Origin of the sequence: Streptomyces sp. NBC_00328, assembly GCF_036139655.1 — a bacterium.
Taxonomy (GTDB): Bacteria; Actinomycetota; Actinomycetes; order Streptomycetales; family Streptomycetaceae; genus Streptomyces.
In genome coordinates, this window is sequence record NZ_CP108013.1 from 9253435 (window position 1) to 9274818 (window position 21384).

Annotated in this window: 23 protein-coding genes; 8 read left to right on the top strand and 15 right to left on the bottom strand. The window is 70.8% G+C overall.

Annotated features, from left to right (window positions below):
• The first annotated feature begins 73 nt into the window (after positions 1-73).
• Together OG485_RS40680 and OG485_RS40685 are read left to right on the top strand one after the other, a co-directional pair.
• Positions 74-1597 (top strand): tannase/feruloyl esterase family alpha/beta hydrolase, encoded by a 1524-nt coding sequence (locus OG485_RS40680; RefSeq protein ID WP_328673872.1) that lies wholly within the window; start codon positions 74-76, stop codon positions 1595-1597.
• A 46-nt stretch (positions 1598-1643) separates the two neighbouring features.
• The gene (locus tag OG485_RS40685; RefSeq protein WP_328673874.1) at positions 1644-3122 is read left to right on the top strand and encodes a serine/threonine-protein kinase; all 1479 of its coding nucleotides are present in this window, start codon (positions 1644-1646) and stop codon (positions 3120-3122) included.
• A gap of 13 nt (positions 3123-3135) precedes the next feature.
• Here the strand turns inward: OG485_RS40685 and OG485_RS40690 are convergent, their stop codons facing one another.
• On the bottom strand, positions 3136-4380 hold the full coding sequence (locus OG485_RS40690) for an MFS transporter (RefSeq protein WP_328673875.1): 1245 nt from the start codon (positions 4378-4380) through the stop codon (positions 3136-3138).
• Between the two features lie 141 nt (positions 4381-4521).
• Between OG485_RS40690 and OG485_RS40695 the strand changes: the two genes are divergently transcribed.
• A complete protein-coding gene (locus OG485_RS40695) occupies positions 4522-5481 on the top strand; it encodes a LysR family transcriptional regulator (protein ID WP_328673877.1) in 960 nt (319 codons plus the stop codon).
• A gap of 95 nt (positions 5482-5576) precedes the next feature.
• On the opposite strand, the gene OG485_RS40700 is transcribed toward OG485_RS40695, so the two are convergent.
• Both OG485_RS40700 and OG485_RS40705 read right to left on the bottom strand, forming a co-directional pair.
• The gene (locus OG485_RS40700; RefSeq protein WP_328673879.1) at positions 5577-6449 is read right to left on the bottom strand and encodes an SDR family oxidoreductase; all 873 of its coding nucleotides are present in this window, start codon (positions 6447-6449) and stop codon (positions 5577-5579) included.
• Positions 6450-6736: 287 nt separating this feature from the next.
• Positions 6737-6979 carry a DUF1398 family protein gene (locus OG485_RS40705; protein ID WP_328673881.1) on the bottom strand — a complete coding sequence of 81 codons (243 nt, stop codon included), beginning with the start codon at positions 6977-6979 and terminating at the stop codon, positions 6737-6739.
• Positions 6980-6996: 17 nt separating this feature from the next.
• On the opposite strand from OG485_RS40705, the gene OG485_RS40710 reads away from it, so the two are divergent.
• Both OG485_RS40710 and OG485_RS40715 read left to right on the top strand, forming a co-directional pair.
• Positions 6997-7539 carry a nuclear transport factor 2 family protein gene (locus tag OG485_RS40710; protein WP_328673883.1) on the top strand — a complete coding sequence of 181 codons (543 nt, stop codon included), beginning with the start codon at positions 6997-6999 and terminating at the stop codon, positions 7537-7539.
• Positions 7540-7719: 180 nt separating this feature from the next.
• The gene (locus tag OG485_RS40715; protein ID WP_328673884.1) at positions 7720-8451 is read left to right on the top strand and encodes a ferritin-like domain-containing protein; all 732 of its coding nucleotides are present in this window, start codon (positions 7720-7722) and stop codon (positions 8449-8451) included.
• Positions 8452-8483: 32 nt separating this feature from the next.
• Here OG485_RS40715 and OG485_RS40720 read toward each other — a convergent pair whose 3' ends face one another.
• The 4 genes from OG485_RS40720 to OG485_RS40735 form a co-directional block, all read right to left on the bottom strand.
• On the bottom strand, positions 8484-8615 hold the full coding sequence (locus OG485_RS40720; protein WP_328673885.1) for a hypothetical protein: 132 nt from the start codon (positions 8613-8615) through the stop codon (positions 8484-8486).
• An 83-nt stretch (positions 8616-8698) separates the two neighbouring features.
• Positions 8699-9229, bottom strand: a complete 531-nt coding sequence (locus OG485_RS40725; RefSeq protein ID WP_328673886.1) for a hypothetical protein — start codon at positions 9227-9229, stop codon at positions 8699-8701.
• A gap of 133 nt (positions 9230-9362) precedes the next feature.
• Positions 9363-11960, bottom strand: a complete 2598-nt coding sequence (gene rph / locus OG485_RS40730) for a rifamycin-inactivating phosphotransferase (protein ID WP_328673887.1) — start codon at positions 11958-11960, stop codon at positions 9363-9365.
• A gap of 301 nt (positions 11961-12261) precedes the next feature.
• Positions 12262-13389, bottom strand: coding sequence for a MerR family transcriptional regulator (locus OG485_RS40735; RefSeq protein ID WP_328673888.1), 1128 nt, complete (start codon positions 13387-13389; stop codon positions 12262-12264).
• Positions 13390-13570: 181 nt separating this feature from the next.
• Between OG485_RS40735 and OG485_RS40740 the strand changes: the two genes are divergently transcribed.
• Positions 13571-14008, top strand: a complete 438-nt coding sequence (locus tag OG485_RS40740; RefSeq protein WP_328673889.1) for a hypothetical protein — start codon at positions 13571-13573, stop codon at positions 14006-14008.
• 84 nt (positions 14009-14092) lie between these two features.
• Here the strand turns inward: OG485_RS40740 and OG485_RS40745 are convergent, their stop codons facing one another.
• The 4 genes from OG485_RS40745 to OG485_RS40760 form a co-directional block, all read right to left on the bottom strand.
• Positions 14093-14470 (bottom strand): toxin Doc, encoded by a 378-nt coding sequence (locus OG485_RS40745; protein ID WP_328673890.1) that lies wholly within the window; start codon positions 14468-14470, stop codon positions 14093-14095.
• 5 nt (positions 14471-14475) lie between these two features.
• A complete protein-coding gene (locus tag OG485_RS40750) occupies positions 14476-14727 on the bottom strand; it encodes a hypothetical protein (RefSeq protein ID WP_328444324.1) in 252 nt (83 codons plus the stop codon).
• A gap of 149 nt (positions 14728-14876) precedes the next feature.
• Positions 14877-15185: a hypothetical protein gene (locus tag OG485_RS40755; protein WP_328673891.1), complete on the bottom strand. Its 309-nt coding sequence runs from the start codon at positions 15183-15185 to the stop codon at positions 14877-14879.
• Between the two features lie 199 nt (positions 15186-15384).
• On the bottom strand, positions 15385-15909 hold the full coding sequence (locus OG485_RS40760; RefSeq protein WP_328673892.1) for a MarR family winged helix-turn-helix transcriptional regulator: 525 nt from the start codon (positions 15907-15909) through the stop codon (positions 15385-15387).
• 39 nt (positions 15910-15948) lie between these two features.
• Between OG485_RS40760 and OG485_RS40765 the strand changes: the two genes are divergently transcribed.
• The gene (locus tag OG485_RS40765; RefSeq protein ID WP_328673893.1) at positions 15949-16857 is read left to right on the top strand and encodes an EamA family transporter; all 909 of its coding nucleotides are present in this window, start codon (positions 15949-15951) and stop codon (positions 16855-16857) included.
• A gap of 43 nt (positions 16858-16900) precedes the next feature.
• On the opposite strand, the gene OG485_RS40770 is transcribed toward OG485_RS40765, so the two are convergent.
• On the bottom strand, positions 16901-17623 hold the full coding sequence (locus tag OG485_RS40770) for a VOC family protein (RefSeq protein WP_328673894.1): 723 nt from the start codon (positions 17621-17623) through the stop codon (positions 16901-16903).
• Between the two features lie 227 nt (positions 17624-17850).
• Between OG485_RS40770 and OG485_RS40775 the strand changes: the two genes are divergently transcribed.
• On the top strand, positions 17851-18645 hold the full coding sequence (locus OG485_RS40775; RefSeq protein ID WP_328673895.1) for a hypothetical protein: 795 nt from the start codon (positions 17851-17853) through the stop codon (positions 18643-18645).
• On the opposite strand, the gene OG485_RS40780 is transcribed toward OG485_RS40775, so the two are convergent.
• The 3 genes from OG485_RS40780 to OG485_RS40790 all read right to left on the bottom strand — a co-directional run bounded on the left by OG485_RS40780 (position 18631) and on the right by OG485_RS40790 (position 21383).
• The gene (locus OG485_RS40780) at positions 18631-19548 is read right to left on the bottom strand and encodes an aminoglycoside phosphotransferase family protein (protein WP_328673896.1); all 918 of its coding nucleotides are present in this window, start codon (positions 19546-19548) and stop codon (positions 18631-18633) included. The two genes, OG485_RS40775 and OG485_RS40780, sit on opposite strands and share 15 nt — an antisense overlap.
• Before the next feature lie 142 nt (positions 19549-19690).
• The gene (locus OG485_RS40785; protein ID WP_328673897.1) at positions 19691-20506 is read right to left on the bottom strand and encodes a bestrophin-like domain; all 816 of its coding nucleotides are present in this window, start codon (positions 20504-20506) and stop codon (positions 19691-19693) included.
• Between the two features lie 226 nt (positions 20507-20732).
• Positions 20733-21383: a hypothetical protein gene (locus tag OG485_RS40790; protein WP_328673898.1), complete on the bottom strand. Its 651-nt coding sequence runs from the start codon at positions 21381-21383 to the stop codon at positions 20733-20735.
• Position 21384: the final 1 nt, after the last annotated feature.

Consider the following 21384-nt stretch of genomic DNA (forward strand, 5'->3'; position numbering starts at 1 on the left):
TTCGAGGTCCCGGATGCTCCACCCCAGTACAGACGTCACCCCACCCGGAGGGCGACGGCGCCGATGGCGGGCCATGCTGTGCGCGCTGGTGCTCGCGACCGCCGGTTCGGGCGTCCTCGCGTCGGCCGGCCCGTCACCCGCCGTCGGCGGCCACGGCCCGCACACCGGGACCTGTTCCATGGACGATCGGCCGCGGGTACCCGGCGCCGCCTACCAACAGGCTTTCTGCCTGGACGAATTGACCACCGCCGGGACCGTGGCCTCAGGCCACACCGACCCCGCCGACTACGCGGGCCTGACGCCCAAGGACCTGCCGACGCCCAGCGGAGTGCCCGGGACCCAGATCGACGGCTACTTCCCCGACACGTCCACCGCCAACACCAACCATGGCTGGAATCACGACGCGCAGTTCGTGATCCGGCTGCCCGATCGCTGGAACGGCGGACTCGTCGTCGCCGGAACACCGGGCAACCGCGAGCAGTACGCCAACGACCGCGCGATCTCCGACTGGGTGCTCTCACGCGGCTACGCCTACGCCGCCACCGACAAGGGCAACACCGGTCTCGGCTTCTACCGCGACGGCCGCAGGCCAGGCGACGCCGTGGCCGAGTGGAACACACGGCTCACCCAGCTCACCCGGGCAGCCCGCGCCGTCGTCAAGGAGCGCTACGGGAAGTCCCCGTCCCGCACCATCGCCACGGGCATGTCCAACGGCGGCTACCTGGTCCGCTGGCAACTGGAGAACCACCCCGAGCTCTACGACGGGGGAGTCGACTGGGAGGGCACGCTCTGGAACTCCGACGGCGGCCTGCTCACCTTCCTGCCGCCCGCGCTGCGCGCGTACCCGGACTACGCGGCAGGCGGACCCGGCGCCGACGAGGCTCAGGACGCCCTGCACGCGGCCGGCTATCCGGCCGGGTCGGAGTTCCTGTGGCCGTACCACTACAAGACCTATTGGGATCTGACCCAGCGCATCTACCGTGAGGAACTGGACCCCGGTTACGACGGGGCGACCGAGGCAGGAACCCCGTTCTGCGCCTCCGGAACCCCCGGCTGCGACGCCGACTACGACTACGGCGCGAGACCGCGGTCCGTGCACCGCGCCGTCGACCGCGTCGCGCTGACCGGGCGCATCCGCAAACCGCTGATCACCCTTCAGGGCACTCTCGACGTGCTGCTGCCGATCAGCCGCGACGGGGACGTCTACGCCCGCATGGTGCGCGAGGCAGGGCGGGGCGCGTTGCTGCGGTATTACCGCATCGCGGACGGGACCCACACCGACTCGCTCGTCGACGCCTTCCCGGACCGGCTCCGCCCGATGACACCTTGTCACCGCTCGGCCTTCACGGCGCTGGAGCGCTGGCTGGCCGGCGACGGACGCCCTCCGGCCGACCACACCGTGCCGCGCCCGGCCGACGCGGACGCTTCGACACTGCTGACGGAATGCCCCTTGGAACAGCGCCCTGACAGCCGCCCGCCCGGCCGCGTCCGCAGCGGCCCGGCGGGAGACGCTGCCGCGTGGGGCGCGGTGGTGCGGTACCGCCTCATGGCGAGCCTCGGCACCGGCACCCCCACACGCTGTCGGTCGTACCGGTGACGGCAACCGTGTCCCGGCCTTCGGCTCCTGCCTTAATCTGACGCGTATGAACGCACCGGGGGACATGATCGACGGACGCTTCGAGTTGATCGATCGGCTGGGCAGCGGGGGTATGGGCACGGTGTGGCGGGCTCGCGACACCGTGCTGGACCGGGACGTCGCCCTCAAAGCCGTACACCCCGAGGCGGAGGCGTCCCAGGCAGTCCGCGAACGGGTCATGCGCGAGGCGAGGGCCCTGGCACGGCTCAACGATCCGCACGTGGTGACCGTCCACCAGATCGTCGACACACCCACCCACCCGTGGATCGTGATGGAGCTGGTGCCCGGCCAGTCATTACAACAACGCTTGTCCGAAGGAGTGTTGAGCCCGGCGGAGGCCGCGCGCATCGGCCGGCAGGTGCTCGCCGCCCTGCGAGTCGCCCACGCGGCAGGTATTCAGCACCGGGACGTCAAGCCGGCCAACGTCCTGCTCCGTCCCGACGGCCAGGCCGTGCTCACGGACTTCGGTATCGCCGCTCTCCAGGGCGCGACCGCACTCACGGTCACCGGCGAACTCGTCGGCTCTCCCGAGTACATCGCCCCTGAGCGCATTCGCGGTCACGGCGACGATCCGGCCTCCGACCTGTGGTCCCTCGGACTGCTCTTGTACGTGTGCGTGGAGGGTGTGAGCCCGCTCCGCCGTGTGACCACACTCGCCACCCTGGCCGCTGTCCTCGACGACCCGGTTCCACCGCCCGTGCGCTCCGGCCTCCTCTCCGAGGTCCTGCAGTCCCTCCTCGTACGCGACCCGGCCGCCCGCCCCGACGGCGTGCGACTGGACGCGCTGCTGGCCCAGGTCGAGTCGGGCGCCTCACCACGGTGGGACCCGCCGACGCTGACGGCGGCGTCGATCCCGGCCCCGCCCGTCCCGGCACCGTCCTTCCTGGCACCGCCCACCCGGCCGGATTCCCCGGTCCCTGGACATCCGCACCGGCACCGCGGAGCCGTCCTCGCTGTTGCGCTCACCCTGACCGTCATCGTGGTCACCGCACTGGTTCTCACCCTGGCCCCGTTCGGCGACGACAAGCCGTCCGCCCGGGCAGGAGGTGCCGCGCCGAGCACATCCGCCGTACCCGCCACCACAGCTCGGAGTTCGCCGCCGCAGCGGAGTGCGAGTCCCGCCGCCGCGCCCAGTGATCCGGTGGTGTCCAGTCCCGCCCGTAGTGATGCGGTGGTGTCCGCCCCCGCCCGTTCCGAGTCGTCGCCCGCTCCGGCGGGATCCGGTCGCTGGATCGCCCAGCTGTCCTCCGAACCCGTCTCCTCGGGTACCGTGGCCCGCGACCGGCATCTCGCGGACATTCGTCTCTCTGTGCCGGAAGCGCTCGTGCTGCGCAGCGACGACTACGCGCCCCTGCGCCCCGGCTACTGGGTGATCTACGCGCCCGGTCCGTTCGCCGACAACCGCGCGGCCCTCGCGTTCTGCGCTGAACGCGGCCGCACGACCACCAACAGCTGCATCGGCCGTTACATCAAGGGGCGTGGCTGAGCCGACACCCGCCTCAGACGTGCCCCGGTGCAGCCTCCGTGGTCGTGGGGTTCGCTTGGGTGTGCCGGGGGAGGAGCAGCGGGGTCGCCAGCAGGAGCACGCCGGCCAGGGCGATGGCCGTACGCGGGCCGAGCAGGGCACCCAGTACGCCCCACAGTGCCGTCAGGAGTGCGGTCGAGCCCTTGGTCGTCACCGCCCAGGCCGTCAGCGTGCGGGCGACCCGGTCGTTCGCGGTGCGTTCGAGACGGTAGGTGGAACAGACGGGGTTGAAGACCCCGCAGCAGAAGATGAGCCCGAGCTCGACGCCCATCACCAGCAGCAGCCCTCCGGTGCCCGGCCCCAGGAAGGCGAGGCCGAGCGGCCAGAGAGCGCGCAGCGCCCCGGACCCGACCAGGACCCGATGCTGCCCGAACCGGGTGACCAGGGGTCGGGCCAGCCGTGAACCGAGCAGCCCGCCGATCGAGGGCGCGGCGAAGGCCAGGCCGTACTGCCACGGCGTGAACCCGAGTCTGCCGAGCATCAGGACGGCCAGCAGCGGCTGGGCGGCCATCACCAGGCCGTTGAACACGGCTGTGTTGAAGAACAGCGGACGCAGGGTGCGGTCGGCGAGGATGTACCGCCAGCCGTCGAGCAGGTCCGAGGCCCGCATGCGCGCGGCCTCCCGGCGTTCGGGCGGCGGTTCGTGCCCACCCGTCGCGCGGATACCCAGGGCGGAGAGCAGATAGCTGACCCCGTCCGCCACCACCGTCGCCACCGGACCCAGAAGCCCGATCGCCGCGCCGCCCAGCGGCGGTCCGATGATCGTGGTGGTCCAGGCCGTCGACTCGAACCGGGCGCCCGCGACGAGCAGGTGCTCGGCCGGCACGAGCGTCTTCAGATACGCGCCGGAGGCGGCGCGGAAGGTGATGTCGGCCGCCGCGACGACCACCGAGACGAGCAGGAGCTGAACGAAGGTGAGCGCACCGAGCGCGAAGGCGGCGGGGATCGTCAGCAGCGCGGCGAACCGCACCAGGTCCATCGCCACGAGCACCGGCCGCTTGCGGCGGAACTCCACCCACGGGCCCAGCGGCACCGCCACGGCGGCGCCCACCGCGGCCCCCACGGAGGAGAGCACGGCGACCTCGGCCGGTCCGGAGTGCAGCACCCGGATGGCGATCAGCTCGAACGAGCCGAAGGCGAGCCAGGTGCCGAGCGCGCTCGCCCCGTACGCCCCCCAGAGCCACCCGAACCGCCGCCCCAGCCGGTACCCGCTCCTCATGCCCGACACCCCTCGCACCTCGCCCCTCGTCCCGCACGGCCTATCCGCGTCCGAAGCCATCAAAGCGAGCACCGCGGCCGGGGATCAAACAACCGCATGAGCGCGCGCCACAACCATCGGTTGTGGCGCTAGGGTGGCCATGTGGACCTCGACGCTGTCCGGACGTTCGTCGCCGTCGCCGACGCGGGGCAGTTCCAGGAGGCCGCCGCCGAGCTGGCGGTCACCCAGCAGGCCGTCTCCAAACGCGTCGCGGTGCTGGAGCGCACCCTCGGCGTGCGGCTGTTCACCCGTACACCGCGAGGCGCCGAGCTCACCATCGACGGCCAGGCATTCCTGCCCCACGCGCGTGAGCTGCTGCGCGTGTCCGAACGCGCGGTCGCGTCCGTGCGCACCGGCCGCCGCCCGTTGCGCGTCGACATCATCGCCTCGCGCGGCGCGGCGTCGGGCCTGATGCGCGGCTTCCACCGTACGTACCCCGAGGTCGACCTCGACGTGGTGATGCTGTTCGACATCGAGACGGCCGTCGCCGCCGTCCGGTCCGGTGCGATCGACGTGACCTTCCGTGCGGTCGCCGTGCCGGGCCGGCCCCTGCCCGAGGACATCGAGGCCGTACGGGTGCTCGACGAGCCGCTCCAGCTCCTCACCGGCGCCGCCCACGCGCTGGCGGAAGCCCGGTCGGTGACCGTCGCCGAGCTCGTCGGTCACCGGATCTGGATGCCGGGCATCGTGCCCGGGACCGAGTGGGCCGCGTACTACGACGACCTCGCCGCCGAGTTCGGACTCACCATCGAGGCGACCGGCCCGAACTTCGGCTCCGACGCGCTCCTCGACACCGTCGCCGACACCCCGGCGCTCGCCACGTTCATGGGTGAGCGGACCCTCCCGAGGCTGTCGCAGGGAGGTGCCCCCAACGTCTGGCGCGACGAGCGCGGTCTGCGGCTGATCCCGGTGACCGATCCGACCCCCGTGTACCCGCACTCGCTTCTGTGGCACCGGGACAATCCGAGCCCGGCGCTGGCCACGCTCCGCGCCTACCTCGCCGCCGCGGCGGCCGGTCACGACACGGCCGGGACCTGGACCCCGGGCTGGGTGACCCGCTGATCGCGGCGGATCGATCGCCTTGCCGTCGCAGGGCTGGACAGGCGTCACCTCGCGCCGCCCCCGCGCGGGGGCGGCGCGAGCGGCATCCGCCGTCCTCACGGAGAAGAGGGCCGCCCTTCGGTCCCTGCCCGCAGAACCTCGTCCAGTGAAGTCGCCCGGTGTCCGGTGAGGTCCTCGACGGCGGTGGTCACGGTGGCGAGAGACCCGTCGGCGATCGCCGCGTACGTGGACACCCATGCGTCGAGCTGCCAGTCAGGCGCCCCGTATCGCGCGCGGGAGGCGTACGCCTCCTCGGTCGTCTCCGGGACGTAGGAAACCGGTGGGCCGCTGACGGCGGTGAGGATCCGGGCCACTTCGGTGAGGGTGAGGGACTGCGGTCCTGTGAGCTCGTACGTGCGGCCGGTGTGCGGATACGGATCGAGCAGTACCGCCACCGCGGCGTCGGCGATGTCGTCCTGGGCGACCAATGCCGCTCTGCCGTCACCGGCCGGCCCGCGGATGACGCCGTCGGCGCCCACGAGAGCGGGCATGAAGTCGGCGTAGAGGTTGTCACGCAGGAAGGTGAAGGGGATGCCGGCGGCACGGATGTGCTGTTCGGTGTGCCAGTGGTCCCGGGCCAGGGTGAAGGTCGCGTCGGGTGCGGCCCCGTAGAAGGAGATGTAGACGAGGTGAGCGACACCGGCCTGTGCCGCGGCATCGATGAAGGTGCGGTGGTCCCGGAGCCGGTCGGGGGACTCCGAGGCCGAGACCATCAGGACGCGGTCGGTGCCGCGCAGGGCGCGCAGGAGGGCTTCGCGGTCGTCGTACGCGCCGGACACCGCGATCGCGCCGGTCAGTTGCGGAGCGCGGGCGGGGGTGCGGGCCAGGAGGGTCTGCGCGATTCCGGCGGCGGCCAGCCTGCGCGCGATACGCCCGCCCAGGCGGCCGGAGGCTCCGGTGATCGCGTAGGTGGCATCGGTGGGAGCCAACGTTCTCCTCCTTGAGCGGGCGCAGGGCGCCGGGCGTCGGTTTCGCCACGGTGGTCGTGGCGGCGGGCAGCGGGTCGGCCGGTGGTCGGCCGGTCCGCGGGGTGGCGGATGCGGGTGAAGGGGCTACCGGACGAGTGTGACGGTGGTTCGGTGGATGGGCTCGCCGGACGGGCTCGGCGGTCCCGTCGGCGATGTCGCGGTTGTCCGTGAGGGAATGGCGTCGTCGACCGAGCCTGTGCCCAGTCTGCTCGCCAACTCCCGTACAGGATGGCGGTGTTCGGCCCGGTTCAGATCTCGACCGCCGCGTACGACTCGACGTAGGAGTCACCGTCGGCGCCGTAGTACGTGCAGGTGCGTGCCGCCAGGTCGACGTCGTACCGGACGACTCCCGCCTTCCAGCAGCCCTGGACGAACTCGGGGAACGCCGTCCGGCCCGCCTGGTCGGCGCGCAGCGCCTCGACCAGCGCTTCGCGGTCGAGCGGCGGGATATCGACCGTGCCGGTGATCAGCGGCTCTGCGTCATCATGCACGTGCGTCAGCGGGTGGGGTGCTGCTGGTCGAAACAGTCCGCAAGACCGGCCTGGATCAGGCGATAATGATCACTGGTCACCTGTGCGCACTACTTAGGGGAGGTCTTGTGAGTCCGAGTCCGCGCGAGGTGTTTCTCCAGCTTGTTCATGGGGTTGCCGACGGGAACTTCGACGAGTTGCCCGACCTGTATGGCGAGGTCACCGATGTCCGGCATCCGATGGCGGCGCAGGAGTCGGAGCCGTTGACGAGTCGGCGTGCGCTCCAGGAGCACTTCACGGTGCCGCCGGAAGCCCGGGAGTCCTTGCCGAAGAGGCGGGTCGTCGAGGTCGTCGTTCACGAGACCGCCGATCCTGAAGTGATCGTCGCCGAGTTCGCCTACGAGTTCACGTTGCCGGACGACTCCACGGCCAAGGTGCCCTGCGTCTTCGTCATGCGTGTCCGGGACGGCCAGATCATCGAATCACGCGACTACATCGACCCGATTCGTACGTACACGGCGCGCGGGGACCTCGACCGACTCATCGCATCGTTGCGGAAGGACGTTTCCTCAAGGCCCTAGTCTCGCGTTTCACCGACAAGGCCATTTCGGTGGCCCTGACGCCCTGACGCCCTGACGCCCTGACGCCCTGACGCCCTGACGGAAGCCGGCAGGCGAAGGCAAGAAGCGGAACGGTTCGGTGTCCGCCTGCGTCGTCCCTCTTCGGGGCACGGCGGCTGTGCCCCGGGGAGGGGAGACCGGGTGCACAGGGGCGACTTCGCCAAGTGGACAAGGCGGTTCGAGGACGAGCGCGAGCGCAGGCGCGCCCAGGGTGATCCGGACTGGGGGCGAAGCGCGACGCTGCATCCGGCGGTGTGGGCCGGCATCCAGCGCTTCCAGGTCGGCGAGGACGGTGACGGCGCCAACCTCGTCGGCAAAGCGGATCAGGCCGGCGACGCCGACTACGCGCAGGCGGTCCGGCTCTTCGTCGCCGAGGAACAGAACCATGCCCGTCTGCTTGCCCGTCTGCTGACCGCGGGGGGTATACCGACGTTGACCGGGCACTGGAGCGACGCGGCCTTCGTACGGCTGCGGCGTCTCATGGGCCTGCGCATGGAACTGCTGGTGCTGATGATCGCGGAAGTGGTGGCGCTGCGTTACTACCGGGCCTTGCGCGATGGCACCGACGACTCGCTCACCACGGAGGTGGCGGGACGGATCCTGTCCGACGAGCAGCGCCATGTCCCCTTCCACTGCGAGCGACTGCACGCCTCCCTGGCGGAGCTGCCCCACGCGACGCGCCGCCCGGTGATGGCCCTGTGGCGTCTTCTTCTGCTCGCGGTCTCTCTCGTCGTCGCCGCCGACCACGGCCCGGCACTGCGCCGACTCGGCATCGGGCGCCTGCGATTCGTGGTCGATGTCATGACCTTGTCCCGCGAGGTGGTCTCCGACGTGCTGGTGCCCCGCCCGGACGCATGGACGGGCGCGAGCTGACAACAGACAGCTCCACCGCTTCTACGACCTCTTCAGGAGCGAGGTTGGGCCATCACCGGCGTGGCCGCGCGGAAGAGGTGCAGGAGGGCCTGGGCCGGCAGGGCGGAGATCCTCACGACCTCGATCAGCGCGGTGGACGCAACGGCTTCGGCGGGGAGCTGCATGTGCACAGTCTGCTCTTCCTGCCGACGGCCGGCTGAGGCGGGCCGAGACCTGGGCCGAGCGCGGCCCGGGTCTCATGTCTGTGTCACGTCTCCGGGGTCGTCAGCCATCGGCCCGGGTGTCCGGGAGGCAGTTGGAGGTCTTCGCGTACGGCCGCGTAGAAACCTTCGCGGCCCAGGCGCTGGCGTTCCAGGAGTGCTTGCCATGCCCCTGGATCGCGGGTGCCCGCGCGTTGGAAGCCCTCCATCTCCATCACCACCGTCACCCATACCCGGGCCCGGTCCACCACCTCGCGGCTGCCCAGCATGAGCAGGGCCTCCCCTGGAGGATCGCGGTCGTCGGTGGCCCGGGCCATGAGCGGTTCGGCCTCGGCCAGGGGCAACGGGTGCGGATGCGGGTCGTTGCCTATGTGGGCGGCGACACGGTAGGTGAGGGTCACCGACTTCTTCAGCGACCGCGCGTACTCGGAGTACACGGCGAGGCGCCGTTCTTCCCACCGCTCCGCCCGATCCCGTTTGAAGCGCTCGCGGTCGCTGCGGACGAGAGCCAGATACGAACCCAGGGCGCCGATCACGACGCCTACGAGCGCGGGGAGTTGCTGAAGGAAAGCGGACATGATCGCACCGTACCGACCGCGGTGTCCGGGACGGGCGACTTCACGACCGCGTGGACCGCCGAGCACCGACGGAGTGGGCCGCAGCCGCGGACGGGACTGCGGCCGACTCGGTCGGTTCGGTCGGCTCGCTCGGTCAGGACAGGATCTCGACGTACCCGTCGGTGCCGTGCACACGGATCCGCTGCCCGTCCCGGATCAGCCGGGTGGCCCGCTCCACGCCCACGACGGCCGGCAGGCCGTACTCCCGGGCGATCACCGCGCCGTGCGTCATCAGACCGCCCACCTCCGTCACCAGGCCCGCCACCGCGACGAACAGCGGGGACCAACTGGGGTCCGTGAACGGCGTGACCAGGATGTCGCCCGGTTCGAGATCGGCGTCCGCCATGTCGAGGATGACGCGGGCCCTTCCCTCGATCGTCCCGGCGGAAACGGGCAGCCCGACCAGGGCGCCGTCCGGCACGTCGTCGCGCCGGTAGGACCCGGTGACGGCCTCACCGTCCGAGGTGAGCACCCGGGGCGGCGTGAGCGCCTGGTACGAGCGGAACGCGTCCTTGCGCCGCTGGATGAGCCGGTCGTCCACCCGGTTCGTGCGTACGACGTCGTGGAACTCCTGGAACGTGAGGTAGAAGACGTCCTCCTTCTCGTGAAGCACGCCGGCCCGCGCGAGGCGCCCGGCCTCCTCCAGCAGGGCCCGCTTGTAGACGAAGGAGCGGCTGACGATGCCGTACTTCGGGTACTCCCGGTACCCGGCGAAGGCCCTGACCTGGTCGATCATCCGCTTGGTCTCGTCGGCTCTGCGGTCACCGTCCGGCAGGGCCCGCAAGCGTGACAGAACGTCCTGTTCCTTCTCCCACGCTCTCAACCGCCCCTGCTCGAAGCGTCGTTCGGCGGCGCCCGGCTCGAAGTTCCTGACGTTGTCGAGGATCACGGGCACGAGGGTGCTGGGCTGCTCACGCCACCGTGGCCGCGTGATGTCGATCTCGCCGACGCAGCGCATGCCGTAGCGGTCGAGGTAGGCCTCGATGGCGTCGCGGGCTTCTGTCCCGCCCGCGAGCTTCGCCAGTTCGTCCAGGAAGTCGTCGTCCTCGACATCCTGGAGGAACGCCACCACCTCCGGTCGGGAGCGGATCACGTCCGCGACGTCGAGCAGCTCCAGGCCCATCTCCGACGTGATGTTGTCGGGAGCGGACAGCGTCAGCGTGTCGGCCGCGTTCTTCTCGCCCAGCCACTCCCCGAGCCTGTCGTTCAGCCACCAGGTGGCCTCCATCCCCGCCATGATCGCCCGCATGTTCAGCGGATCACCGAGGACCCGCTTGTGCTCCTCGAACGCCTCCAGGAGGAAGTCGAACAGCGCCGGTCCGCTCTTCGTCCGGATGCCGCTCTCCAGGGCGGCGATGGACGCCCGGCTGCGCTCGATCAGCTCGGTGACGATGGCGGGATCGGCCTCGGCCGGGGTGGACGCACCGCTTGCCGGCGGCCCGCCGGGACCCGTGTCCGGGAGCGAGGGGACGAAGCCGTCGCGGTCGAGGACGGTCTCCAGAGCGTTTCTGACCAGCGGATCTCCCTTTCCCATGACGTCCAGGAGGGCGGCGCGGCTCGCGGGGGAGGCCAGGCGCCGGGCGACGTCGACGAACAGTCTCCCGCCGGCCTCGTGCATCGGCACCATCGCCGTCAGCTGCCACATGGAGCAGCCCAGCGGCTTCATGGCGTCGGTCATCATCTGCTGATGGCCGACGGAGACGTAGACGTGGTTCTCCCGGTCGCCGGCCTCGGGAACGGGGAACAGCGTGGTGATCGGACGGCTCTGTACGATCCTGAAGCCGTCGTCGGCCAGGCACCACTCGATGTCCTGAGGACGCCCGAAATGCGCTTCGATCCGCCGGCCCAGCCGCACGAGCCGCAGAACCTGTTCATCCGTCAGTGACGGCTGCTCCTGCCGCCCTGCGTCGATCGCCACTTCCCGCGTACCACCGGCCGGCAGGGCCTGAACGGCACGCTGTTTGGCGGCGATCGTCCTGGCGACGATTTCGTCGTCCCGCACGGTGAAGACGTCGGGGTTCACCAGTCCGGAGACCAGGGCCTCGCCGAGACCGAAGCCGGCGTCCACGGTGGACACCTTCCGGTTGCCGGTGACGGGGTCGGCCGTGAACAGGATGCCGGCCGCGTGCGGGAAGACCATCCGCTGTACGACGACCGCCATGTGGACCGTACGGTGGTCGATGCCGTTGCGCCGGCGGTAGGTCACGGCCCGCTCGGTGAACAGCGACGCCCAGCAGCGGCTGATGTGCCGGAGGATCTCCGTCGGCCCCACGATGTTCAGATACGTGTCCTGCTGGCCGGCGAAGGAGGCCGTCGGCAGGTCCTCCGCCGTCGCGCTGGACCGGACGGCGTAGGCGGCTCCCTCGCCGAGCCGGGCGAGGGAGCGCGTGACCGCCGCCGCGAGATCGTCCGGGACGGTGATCTCTTCGACGGTCCGGCGGATCCGCGCGCTGAGCGTGCGGATCGCGTCCCGGTCGTCCGGGTTCACGTGCGACAGCTCGTCGATCAGGCCGTCGACCGACGGCACCTCCGCCATGATCCGCCGGAAGGCGTCCGTCGTCACACAGAAGCCGGCCGGTACACGGACGCCTTCGATCCGCGACAGCCCGCCCAGATGCGCGCCCTTGCCGCCGACGACCGCGACCCGCGTCCGATCGACCTCTTGAAGATCCAGCACGTACTGCTCAGTCATTGCGATGCCTCCGAGGCGGCCGTGTTCCGTCGTACCGCGATGTCCGATCACCGGCGCCTCCCACTCTGTCGAACCTCTTGTCGAGCACGTCCTCGTCCCTGGTTGCCTTCCCGCTGACGCGTCGTCCGGTCGCTCCGCCGATCGGGCGGCGCGCACCCCGCACCGCCGCGGGCCGGGGCACAGACCGACGATTGTGCGCCGTGACCAGGGCCTTGCGGCAAGCCCCCCAGTGCGCTATAAGTTGGGAGAGGCAAGGAGAGGGCTCTCCTTGCCCTTTGGTTTTTCAGGCCCCGAGGGTTTCTCAGGCCACGAGCAGGCGGAGTCCGAGTTCCGCCGCGTCGAGGGCGACGAGGTCGCGGTTGCGCTCGGCCCACCGGCCCGAGGACAGATCGTCGCGGAGCCGGTTCACCGCCCGCAGTTCGGCCTCCGGCCCGACCCTGGTCCATACCGACACCGCGCGGCGCACATGTTCCTCCAGGTACGCCTCGGGCCGGCGCCAGTGGGCCTCGAAGAAGCCGTCAGCGCAGTCCCACGGGACAAGCACCGGCTCCGCGCGACCCCCGATCGCGTGGGTCAGGTCGGCCAGTGAAGGCCAGTCGACGAGAAGGCCGGCGAATTCAGGCAGGTAGTCGCGGGTGAGCCAGAACCTCTGAAGCCAGCCGGGGGCACTGGCGTCGTACGTGAACACCACCACGCGCCGGGCCACGCGCCGCATCTCGCGCAGGCCCGCGATCGGGTCCTGCCAGTGATGAACGGTGCTGAAGGCCATCGCCGCGTCGAAGGCCCCGTCCTCGAACGGAAGGCTCTCCGCAGCGGCGGCCACGCACGGCGCCGCGCCCGCGGGACGCTGTGCCCGCATGACGGCCGACGGTTCCACCGCGGTCACGTCGCGGTCCGGGGGCTCGTAGGAGCCGGTGCCCGCGCCGACGTTCAGGACCGTGCGGGCGTCCCCGAGCGCATCCCAGACCCGCGCGGCGATCCGTGGCTCGGTCCGCCGTGTCGCCGGGTAGGCGGACCCGATGGCGTCGTACAACTTCGCTCCGAACATGGTCAGTTGCTCCTCGGGTGTCGTCCTGATCCCCATGGACCGTGCCTCCAGTTCCCTGTCTACCGCCGTCACCATGGCCGCCGCGCGGTCGCGTTGTTCCAGCAGCAGGCCGCGCAACCGGTGCAGGTGCGCGACCGCGTCGGTGGCCGGGTCGTCGACCAGACGCGCGATCTCACGTAGTCCGAAGCCCAGCCGCCGGTAGGCGAGGACCCTCCGCAGCCGCTCCACGTCGCCGGCCGAGTAGGCCCGGTATCCGGCCCTGGTCCGCGCGGACGGCCGTACGAGGCCGATCTCGTCGTAGTGATGCAGCGTGCGGACGCTCACGCCGGCCAGCTCTGCCACGCGTCCCACGGTCAGGTGTTCCTCCACGCCACCGACCATGCCGCATGACGCCGCGTGAGGGTCAAGGCGCCCGTCACGGCCGTGGCCTTGTCAACGCGCAAGGGGCCCTTGATAGTTGATCCGTTCGATGGGGCCGATGACTTGGGGGACAGCGGTGCGGCGTACTGGGAGTGAGACGGAGCTCGGTGAGAGACGCGGGAGTTACCCGATAGCGGGCGCCATGGGTGGCGTTCTTCAGATGTTCCGGCGCTTCGTCGTGTTCTTCTGTCTCATCCTGCTGGGATTCATGATCATCAAGAGACCCCACGGCGCGCTCTTCAAGTGCCTGGTCTCGGTGGCCGTGATCCTCGGCCTGGTCGGGCTGCGGGCCGCGTGGGGATGGGTGTCCGTGCGGGTCGGGGCGCGCCTGTGTCACATCCACACCGGCGGTCTCGCCGTCACCGGACTGTTCGGCCAGGTGAAGCACTCCATTCCGTGGGACACGATCACCGAACTGAGGCACGTGTCGAACCTGTCACCCCTGCTCACCTTCCACCGGTTCGAGCTGGTGCGGCGCGACGCCAGGACCGTGGCGATCCTTGTCCTGCAGGCGAAACCGGAGTTCGTGCCGGCCCTGCAGCGGGCGTCGGAGTCAGGAGGGCTGCGCCCGGAGCGATGAGCCCGTCGTCCGCGTGCCGGCGCCCGTTCCTCTTCCTCTCCTGCGGCCCGTCGGATACGCGAGTCCGTCGGATACGCGCGTTCGTCAGATGCGCCGGGACCGGATCACGTCGGCGGCGCCGAACACGTCGTTCTTGCCTGCTATGAGGTCCTTGCACAGCTCGACGAGTTCCCCGTACGGGCTGTCGAGTCCTTCGCCGCTGGCGTGCATGTAGGCGATGGCCACGGCGCACGCGAAGCGGACGTTCAGCGAGGGAAGCGGCCGCAGCAGGAGCAGCGTGTGCAGCAGCGCCGCCGCGCGCCATGACGCGTCGGGGTCGATGCCCAGGCGAGGCGGATCCACGCGGTGCCGCGCCACCGCCGCGACCAGCGCGGAGAAGTCGCTGATGTGGGGTTGGTCGGGGAGTGCCGCTTCGTGCTGCCGCAGGAGCCAGCGCACGTCGATGTGTACGACGGGAGCCATGGGTTTCAGGCAGCCCTGCCTGTCGTGCGGGTCACCGGACCGTCGTCGATGCCCGCGGCGGCGATGGCATCGGCCAGCGCGGGATCGTGGAAGACGCTCTGGAAGACCGCCGCGCCCTCCTGGAGCGCCCGGTGGTGGGCGATCGCGTTGGCGGTGGACGCCCTCACGAAGGCTTTCATCGGCATGTTCTGCTCCTGAGCGATCGCCCGCAGGTCCGCGAGCTCCGCGTCGGAGAATTCCACGTTGAGTGCTGCCATGACGGCAGGGTACCGCTGAGGTACCCCGAGCTCAATTACCCCAGGTCAGGGTCTGTGTTTCCGGTACCTCCAGAGATACCCGGCCGACCCAGGGCCCGGCCGGGACCTGCCCGGCCGGGCCCTGTTCGGGTGGACGCGGTGGAGACGGGTCAGGAACGGGCCGGCAGTGCGGCGCCGGGCGTCTCGTCGCCGACGAGGAAGAGCCTGAGGCGGCACTCGTCCTCCGCCTCGACGCCCACCTGCCGTCCCCAGTGGGCGGAGAGCCGGTGCGCGATGTCGACCAGCCGTCGGCGGTCCTCCCGGGTGTACGCGGGGAACCGGGCCCATCCCCCGTCGGCGATCCTGTTGCCGAGCTCGGTGAACAGCAGGGCCCGGAAGCGTGCCTCTTCCTCGGCGGAGAGCGGTTCGGGCGCGTCCTCCGCGGGCCGCGTCCGTACGTTGTACAGATCTCGTGTCACCGCTTCGCCCACCTCTGCTCCGGGTCCGTTCGCGCGAGCCTACCGGTGCTCGGCGACCGGCTTCGGGGGACCGGCCACGCCGACGTGGGCCTTGTCGCCCCCGGGGCCGGCCGGTACCCGGTTGGACGGGGTGTCGGCGTCGTTCACCGGACGGCCCGGGCGCTCCGGGGCAGGGGGCGTGCCGGTGCCGGGCCGCAGGTCACTCTTCGCCGGTGGCGCGCGGATGTTCCATGCGGGAGAGCCAGGTGGCCAGCAGCGTCTCCAGTGACGCGGCCTCGGCCGGCGGAAGCAGATCCAGCAGGTGGCGTTCGTTGCGCATGTGGTCGGTGAACGCCCGGTCGATCAGTTCGCGTCCGGGCCTGGTGAGCGCGACGATCCGGCCGCGTTGGTCGTCGTCGGAACGGCGGCGGGTGACGAGCCCGGCCCGCTCCAGACGGTCGATCCTCTTCGTCATCGCGCCGGTGGTGACCATGGTGTGGGCGGCGAGTTCGCCGGGGGCCCGTTCGTAGGGTTCACCGGCGCGGCGCAGTGCGCACAGGACGTCGAACTCGCCCTCGCTCAGGCCGTAGCGGTCGTAGACGAGGCGCAGTTCCTCGCTGAGCCGGTCGGCCAGGCGGTGCAATCGGCCGATCACACCTTGCGGGCTCGTGTCGACGTCGGGGCGCTCGCGGCGCCACTCCGCCTGGATGCGGGCCACGCGGTCCAGAGATTCGTCGTGCTCCATGACTCCACTATAGCTTCCCGGGAAGCTATAGTGGCTTCCATGGAAGCTAATTTGCGGTGGGTGGCCCTGACCGCGGTCGCGCCGGTGGCCTGGGGCACCAACTACTTTGTGACCCACGAGTTCCTGCCGGCCGACCGGCCGCTCTACGGGGCCGCCCTGCGGGCACTGCCCGCAGGCCTTGTCCTGCTCGCCCTGTGCAGACAGCTGCCGCGCGGCGCGTGGTGGTGGCGGTCCGCGGTGCTCGGGCTGCTCAACATGAGCGTGTTCTTCGTTCTCGTCTACGCCGCTTCCCAGCTGCTTCCGACGAGCGTGGCCTCGACCGTGATGGCGGTGGCGCCGCTGACGATGATGCTCATCGCCTGGCCCCTGGTGTCCGAGCGGCCCCGTCCCGCCCACCTGACCGGCGCCGCGATCGGACTCGGCGGGGTCTGCCTCATGCTGCTCTCCGGAGTGGGGACGGTGAGCGTCCCGGGAATCCTCGCCTCGGCCGCCGCGATGCTGGTGTCGTCCTTCGGGTACATCCTGGCCAAACGGTGGAACGCCGGTGCCGACGTGCTCGCCTCGACCGCCTGGCAGCTCACCGCCGGAGGTCTGTTCCTGCTTCCGGTCGCCGCGGCCGTGGAAGGCCGTCCGCCCGCACTCTCCGGGCAGACGCTCCTCGCGTTCGGCTTCGTCACCCTGATCGCGACCGCGCTGGCCTTCGCCGCCTGGTTCACCGGGCTGCGGCATCTGCCCACCGGGACCGTCGGACTGATCGGTCTGCTCAATCCTGTGACCGGCGTACTGCTCGGCACCGTGGTCGCGAAAGAGGTGCTGACCCTTCAGCAACTGGGCGGCCTGGTCCTGGTCCTGGCCGGGGTCGTCCTCGGCCGGCCAAGGCGCGCGGGCCGGCGCGACACCGGTCGGACGGTCCACCGCGGATATCCGGCGGGTGTCCGTAACGAGTGATCTTCGCGGGGGTCGGCGTATGCGGACGCTGGGGGCTGCGCTGCTATGGATGCTTCTGTACGGAGAACTCGTTGCCGTCGGGATCGAGCAGCAGGACGCGGTCGCTGCGGTCCTCGCCGGTGGACGTACGCGTCGCGCCGAGCGAGACCAGGCGCTCCACCTCGGCCTCCCGGTCGGCGTCGGCGGGGAGTGCCAGCTCCAGATACAGCCTGTTCGTTCCCGTTTTCGGCGCCACCGGGGGACCGCCCCAGGTGATCTTGGTGCCGCCGTTCGGCGACTGGATCGCGGTCTCCTGGTCCTGGTCCCAGACCAGCGGCCATCCCAGCGCCTTGCTCCAGAAGTAGCCGACCTCCTGCGTACCGTCGCAGGCCAGCGCTCCGATGACTCCGGTGTCGGCGAGGAACTTGTTGCCTGCCTCGATGACGCAGAACTCGTTGCCGTCCGGATCGGCGAGCACCACATGTCCCTCTTCCGGGAGCTGGCCCACGTCGATGTGCTCGCCGCCGAGTTCCAGGGCCCTGGCGACCGTCTCCCGTTGATCCTCCGGGGCGGCGCTCGTCAGGTCGAAGTGCGCCCGGTTCCGGCCGGTCCTCGGTTCCTGGCTCGGCAGGAAACGGATGCGGAACCCGGCCGTGTCCCGGGGCAGGATCGCGACGTCGTCGTTCGGGCCGTCGGCCCGTTCCCAGCCCAGGACACCGGACCAGAACCGCGCCAGGTCCGACGGCCGGGTGGCATTGAAGCAGATCGCGAACAGTTGACTGGTCATACCCTGTGCAGCTCCGATCCACTGACGGTCGCTTCGACGTCGTGCCTTCCGCGCGCGTGCAGCCTAGGGAGGAATGCGCGGGAACCGCATCCGAGTTTTCGCCGCGAGGGAGCCCTGATCGCCTTCGCCGGGACGTACGCCCCCACCCCGGAGCCACCTGGTGCAACCCGGCCCCGTGCGCAGCCGATCCCGGCATGTCCTGGTCGAAGCGAGCCAGCCGGAACGGTGTGACACCATCCCCACCGTGGCCGATCGCAGGGAAGACGTGGTCGACGACGCTTCGCCGGGAGGGCAAGGCCTGGCCCGCGACGGCGCCCACCGCGCTGCTGGTCGCCGAGCTCCTGGACGATCCGCTGCTGGGGCCCGACGATCCCTCACTGCCGGACGCGATGCTCGTCTATCTGTACGTGGTCGGCGTCGCCGCCGACCTCGGCGAAGGGGCCGCTGAGGTCCGTGCCCGGGTCGAGGACCGGGCAAGGGAGCTGAGAGCCTGGACCGACAGCCATCTGTCGGCCGATGCCGACGGTCGGGCCCGCATGTGGCAGGACGGTACGGGGCTGGGTGAACTCGTCCTCGATCAGGCGGCGCTCGCCTGCTTCGACCTGGTGCCCGCTCTCCTGCGGCGCGTGCTGCCGCACCTCGCGTCGGAACGTGCCCGACGCAGGACGTGTGCCGCCGCGGCCGTCGGGTCACTGGCCCGGCATCCCTCGGCGTCCGCGCAACGTCCGGTGCTGCTGGACCGGTTGACGTCGATGGCACGGGCCGCCGAGTCGTCGTACGACCTGGCGACGATCCTGATCGCCATCGGCCACCTCGGCGGCGACACCCGCCCCTGGCTCACCGACCCGCACGCGGGTGTACGGGGCTGCGCCGCCCTCGCTCCCGGCCTAACCGGCGACGACACGGCGGAGCGGGTGCGGCTGGGACCGGCCGGCTCGCCACGCGCGTTCATCGAGTCCTTCGGCGACATGGCTCCGCCGCTTCAGTTCCAGTCCAGGCCGTATGGATCACTGGTCGGCTGACGCGGTGAGGCGGAGCAGTGAAGCTCGGGCGGGTGGGCCCCAACTGGGCTTGCCTCCGGGGCGGCCGCGAACGCCGGCGTCCCCGATGTGGAGGCAGCTCAGAGCGCGCAGCACCGCCCAGCCGCGGGCTCGCCGAAGCGTCGCGGAGTCCGGGCTCGGCCGGTAGGCCTCGTGGAAGCGGTCGACGGCGCCGTCCGGCAGCAGGATCCACGCGGCGGCGAGGTCGAAGGCCGGGTCGCCGGCGAAGAGGTCGCCGAAGTCGATCACGCCGGAGAAGGTGCCGTCCGTGGTGAGGACGTTGGCCGGATGCAGGTCGCCGTGGAGCCAGAGCCGTGGGCCGGCCCAGTCGGGTGCGGCGGCCGCGTCCTCCCAGACCGCGCGGACGGCGTCCGGGTCGTGAATCAGCCCCAGGTCGGTGGCCGAGGCGAGGGCCCTGGTGAGGTATTCGGCGGTGTCGGCGAGCCGGCCCCCGCGGTCTCGGCCCGTCGGTGCCCCGTCGGGGGCGGGTCGGTGAAGGGCGGTCAGGAAGGCGGCCAGCGTGTCGGCCGCCTCCGCGGGGCGTGTCGCGGGGACGCGGTCGGCGGGCTCGCCCGGCACCCAGGTGGTGACGAGCCAGGGGCGGGGGAAGCGCTCGCAGGGCTCACCAAGGCGCTGCGGGACGGGAACCGGCAGCGGGAGGCGCGGGGCGAGAGGGGGCACCCAGGTGTGCTCTTTGCGGAGCAGAGCGTCCGCGGACTGTGTGGCCCAGGGCAAGCGGACGGCTAGGCCGTCGCCGAGCCTCCACACCTGATTGTCCCAGCCGAGCGCTCCGAGTCTCAGGGGGAGATCCGCCAGGTCGGGGCACTGCTCGCGCAGCAGGTCCCGGATCAAGTCCTCCGTGATGTCCGACTCGGTGATGGTCATGTGGGACAACGGTAGTTGGGCCGTAGGCCGCGAGGGGTTCCGATCCGATCTCGGCGGACCGTGTCGGGGCCGACGACGTCGACGGGACGGCACCTCGAACGTGACAGGCGGGGCTCACTTCACGGCCGACGTATCCGGCGGCTCACCGGGGCCAGTACTGGGCGAGGGCTCCTTCTCTGTACGGGGCGGGGCTGACGCTGAGTTCGCCGGCGAACGGGCGGTCCAGGACGAAGACCAGGAGCAGGCTGAAGCCGACGAGACCGGCGACCGAGGCGACGAAGAGGATCTGGACCCTCAGTTTGCGCATGCCGTACAGGAACGTGAGAGGGATGAGGACGAGTGCGCCGCCGAAGGCCAACACCTGCAGCAGCGGGGGAAGTTCCTGGCGTGCCATGGTGATGCGGGCGCGGCGCTGGGTCACCACGTCGTCGAGATGGGCGACGGCCTCCTCGTAGAAGACCTGCTCGCTCTGGCTCTTCGGGTCGTACTCCTGGAGTGCCTGGAACGCGGCTCGCAGGTGGGATTCCGTGGTTCCGTAGCTGGGGTTTCCCGCACGCATCCGGGGCCACTGGTCCTCGACGACCGCGTGGACGTAGCCGCTCATCGAGGCGTCGAGACGTGCGCGTACCGGTTCCGGGAACGCGGCGGCGTCCCGGGTGATGAGCGCCGCGTCGGTGGCCTCGGAAGCGACGATGGTCTGGGTGTCCTCCAGTTGGGTCCAGAGGGTGACGATGACGAAGGCGAGGATGATCCCGTAGATCGCGCCGAACATGCCGAGGGTCACGCCGACCATCTCGTTGTGTTCACCGCGGGCCACCGAGGGGTACCGGCGGCGCAGCAGGACACTGCCGCCGGCAGCGAGGAGGACGGTTCCTCCGACGATGACGACGGCCAGGGTCGACGTGCTGAAGTGGTTGAGCAGCCAGAGCGAGAGATGTGCGGAGTCGAGGGGGGACACGACTGCCCAAACGCACGGTGTTCATGAGCCGCTACGGGTGGGGTCGGTAAGTTCACACCACCGAGTGAGAGATCCCGGTGGCGCGGTGGCCCGGTGGGGCGAGGGGCAGGCCGCCGGCCTTACGCCGAGGGCAGTTGGTCGTACGTCCGGAACGTGTAGGTCGCGTCGTAGGTCATCAGATTTCCGCTCGGTGCCGGCAGCCCCAGTCGCCGGTCGAGCGGCCCGGTCAGGGGCCCGCAGTGCTCGGCCGCGGGGCGGTGAAGGTGTCGTCGTAGGCCGAGAACTCGATGACCGGCGGATCCTGTGACACCCACTTCGAGGGGCCCGACCGCTTCACCTGGAAATCGACCGGCGCGCTCGCTCCGATGGTGCATCCGTGCGGCAGCAGCGGACTCGACAGGCGGAAGCGCAGGCTGAGCCGCCCGGTGTAGAAGTCGGATCGGCCACCGTACTCCGGCTTGATCGCCAGTCGAAGCTGTCGTGTGCGCTCACCCGCCGCGGTGCCGGTGAGCCCGCCGGGAACGGTGGTGGGCGTGCTGTGCATCGCACCCCATACCTGTCCCCAGGTGCCGTCCGGCATCTGCCCCTCGGCGTGCGTCATGATGATCGGATCGAGAGTCACATCGACCTTCCCTATCGTCAACAGGGGTGCCGCTGTGTGGACTTCGCAGCGCCAGCGGGCCGGGTCGGCCCCGGCCGGAAGGGCGGGGCAGTCGCTGAAGTCGCTTGAGTACCGCGGGGTGGAACTCGGTGCCGCGTGCGCGAGGCTAGGCGTGTACGCCCCCACGAGCCCTGTCAGGGCGGCGGCGCCGGCGAGCGCCAGCGCGGCGCGGCGGGCGAGTGACGGGCGGCGGTCATCGGGAGTCGTGTTCGACATG

Excerpts from the sequence above, each read along its gene's own strand:
- OG485_RS40720 (WP_328673885.1), bottom strand. The coding sequence starts at position 8,615 with ATGCAGCTCCCCGCCGAAGCCGTTGCGTCCACCGCGCTGATCGAGGTC.
- OG485_RS40680 (WP_328673872.1), top strand. The coding sequence starts at position 74 with ATGCTGTGCGCGCTGGTGCTCGCGACCGCCGGTTCGGGCGTCCTCGCG.
- OG485_RS40690 (WP_328673875.1), bottom strand. The coding sequence starts at position 4,380 with ATGAGGAGCGGGTACCGGCTGGGGCGGCGGTTCGGGTGGCTCTGGGGG.
- OG485_RS40765 (WP_328673893.1), top strand. The coding sequence starts at position 15,949 with ATGGAAGCTAATTTGCGGTGGGTGGCCCTGACCGCGGTCGCGCCGGTG.
- OG485_RS40685 (WP_328673874.1), top strand. The coding sequence starts at position 1,644 with ATGAACGCACCGGGGGACATGATCGACGGACGCTTCGAGTTGATCGAT.
- OG485_RS40750 (WP_328444324.1), bottom strand. The coding sequence starts at position 14,727 with ATGGCAGCACTCAACGTGGAATTCTCCGACGCGGAGCTCGCGGACCTG.
- OG485_RS40725 (WP_328673886.1), bottom strand. The coding sequence starts at position 9,229 with ATGTCCGCTTTCCTTCAGCAACTCCCCGCGCTCGTAGGCGTCGTGATC.
- OG485_RS40735 (WP_328673888.1), bottom strand. The coding sequence starts at position 13,389 with ATGGTCGGTGGCGTGGAGGAACACCTGACCGTGGGACGCGTGGCAGAG.
- OG485_RS40740 (WP_328673889.1), top strand. The coding sequence starts at position 13,571 with ATGGGTGGCGTTCTTCAGATGTTCCGGCGCTTCGTCGTGTTCTTCTGT.
- OG485_RS40760 (WP_328673892.1), bottom strand. The coding sequence starts at position 15,909 with ATGGAGCACGACGAATCTCTGGACCGCGTGGCCCGCATCCAGGCGGAG.
- OG485_RS40745 (WP_328673890.1), bottom strand. The coding sequence starts at position 14,470 with ATGGCTCCCGTCGTACACATCGACGTGCGCTGGCTCCTGCGGCAGCAC.
- OG485_RS40780 (WP_328673896.1), bottom strand. The coding sequence starts at position 19,548 with ATGACCATCACCGAGTCGGACATCACGGAGGACTTGATCCGGGACCTG.
- rph (WP_328673887.1), bottom strand. The coding sequence starts at position 11,960 with ATGACTGAGCAGTACGTGCTGGATCTTCAAGAGGTCGATCGGACGCGG.
- OG485_RS40790 (WP_328673898.1), bottom strand. The coding sequence starts at position 21,383 with ATGTCGAACACGACTCCCGATGACCGCCGCCCGTCACTCGCCCGCCGC.
- OG485_RS40770 (WP_328673894.1), bottom strand. The coding sequence starts at position 17,623 with ATGACCAGTCAACTGTTCGCGATCTGCTTCAATGCCACCCGGCCGTCG.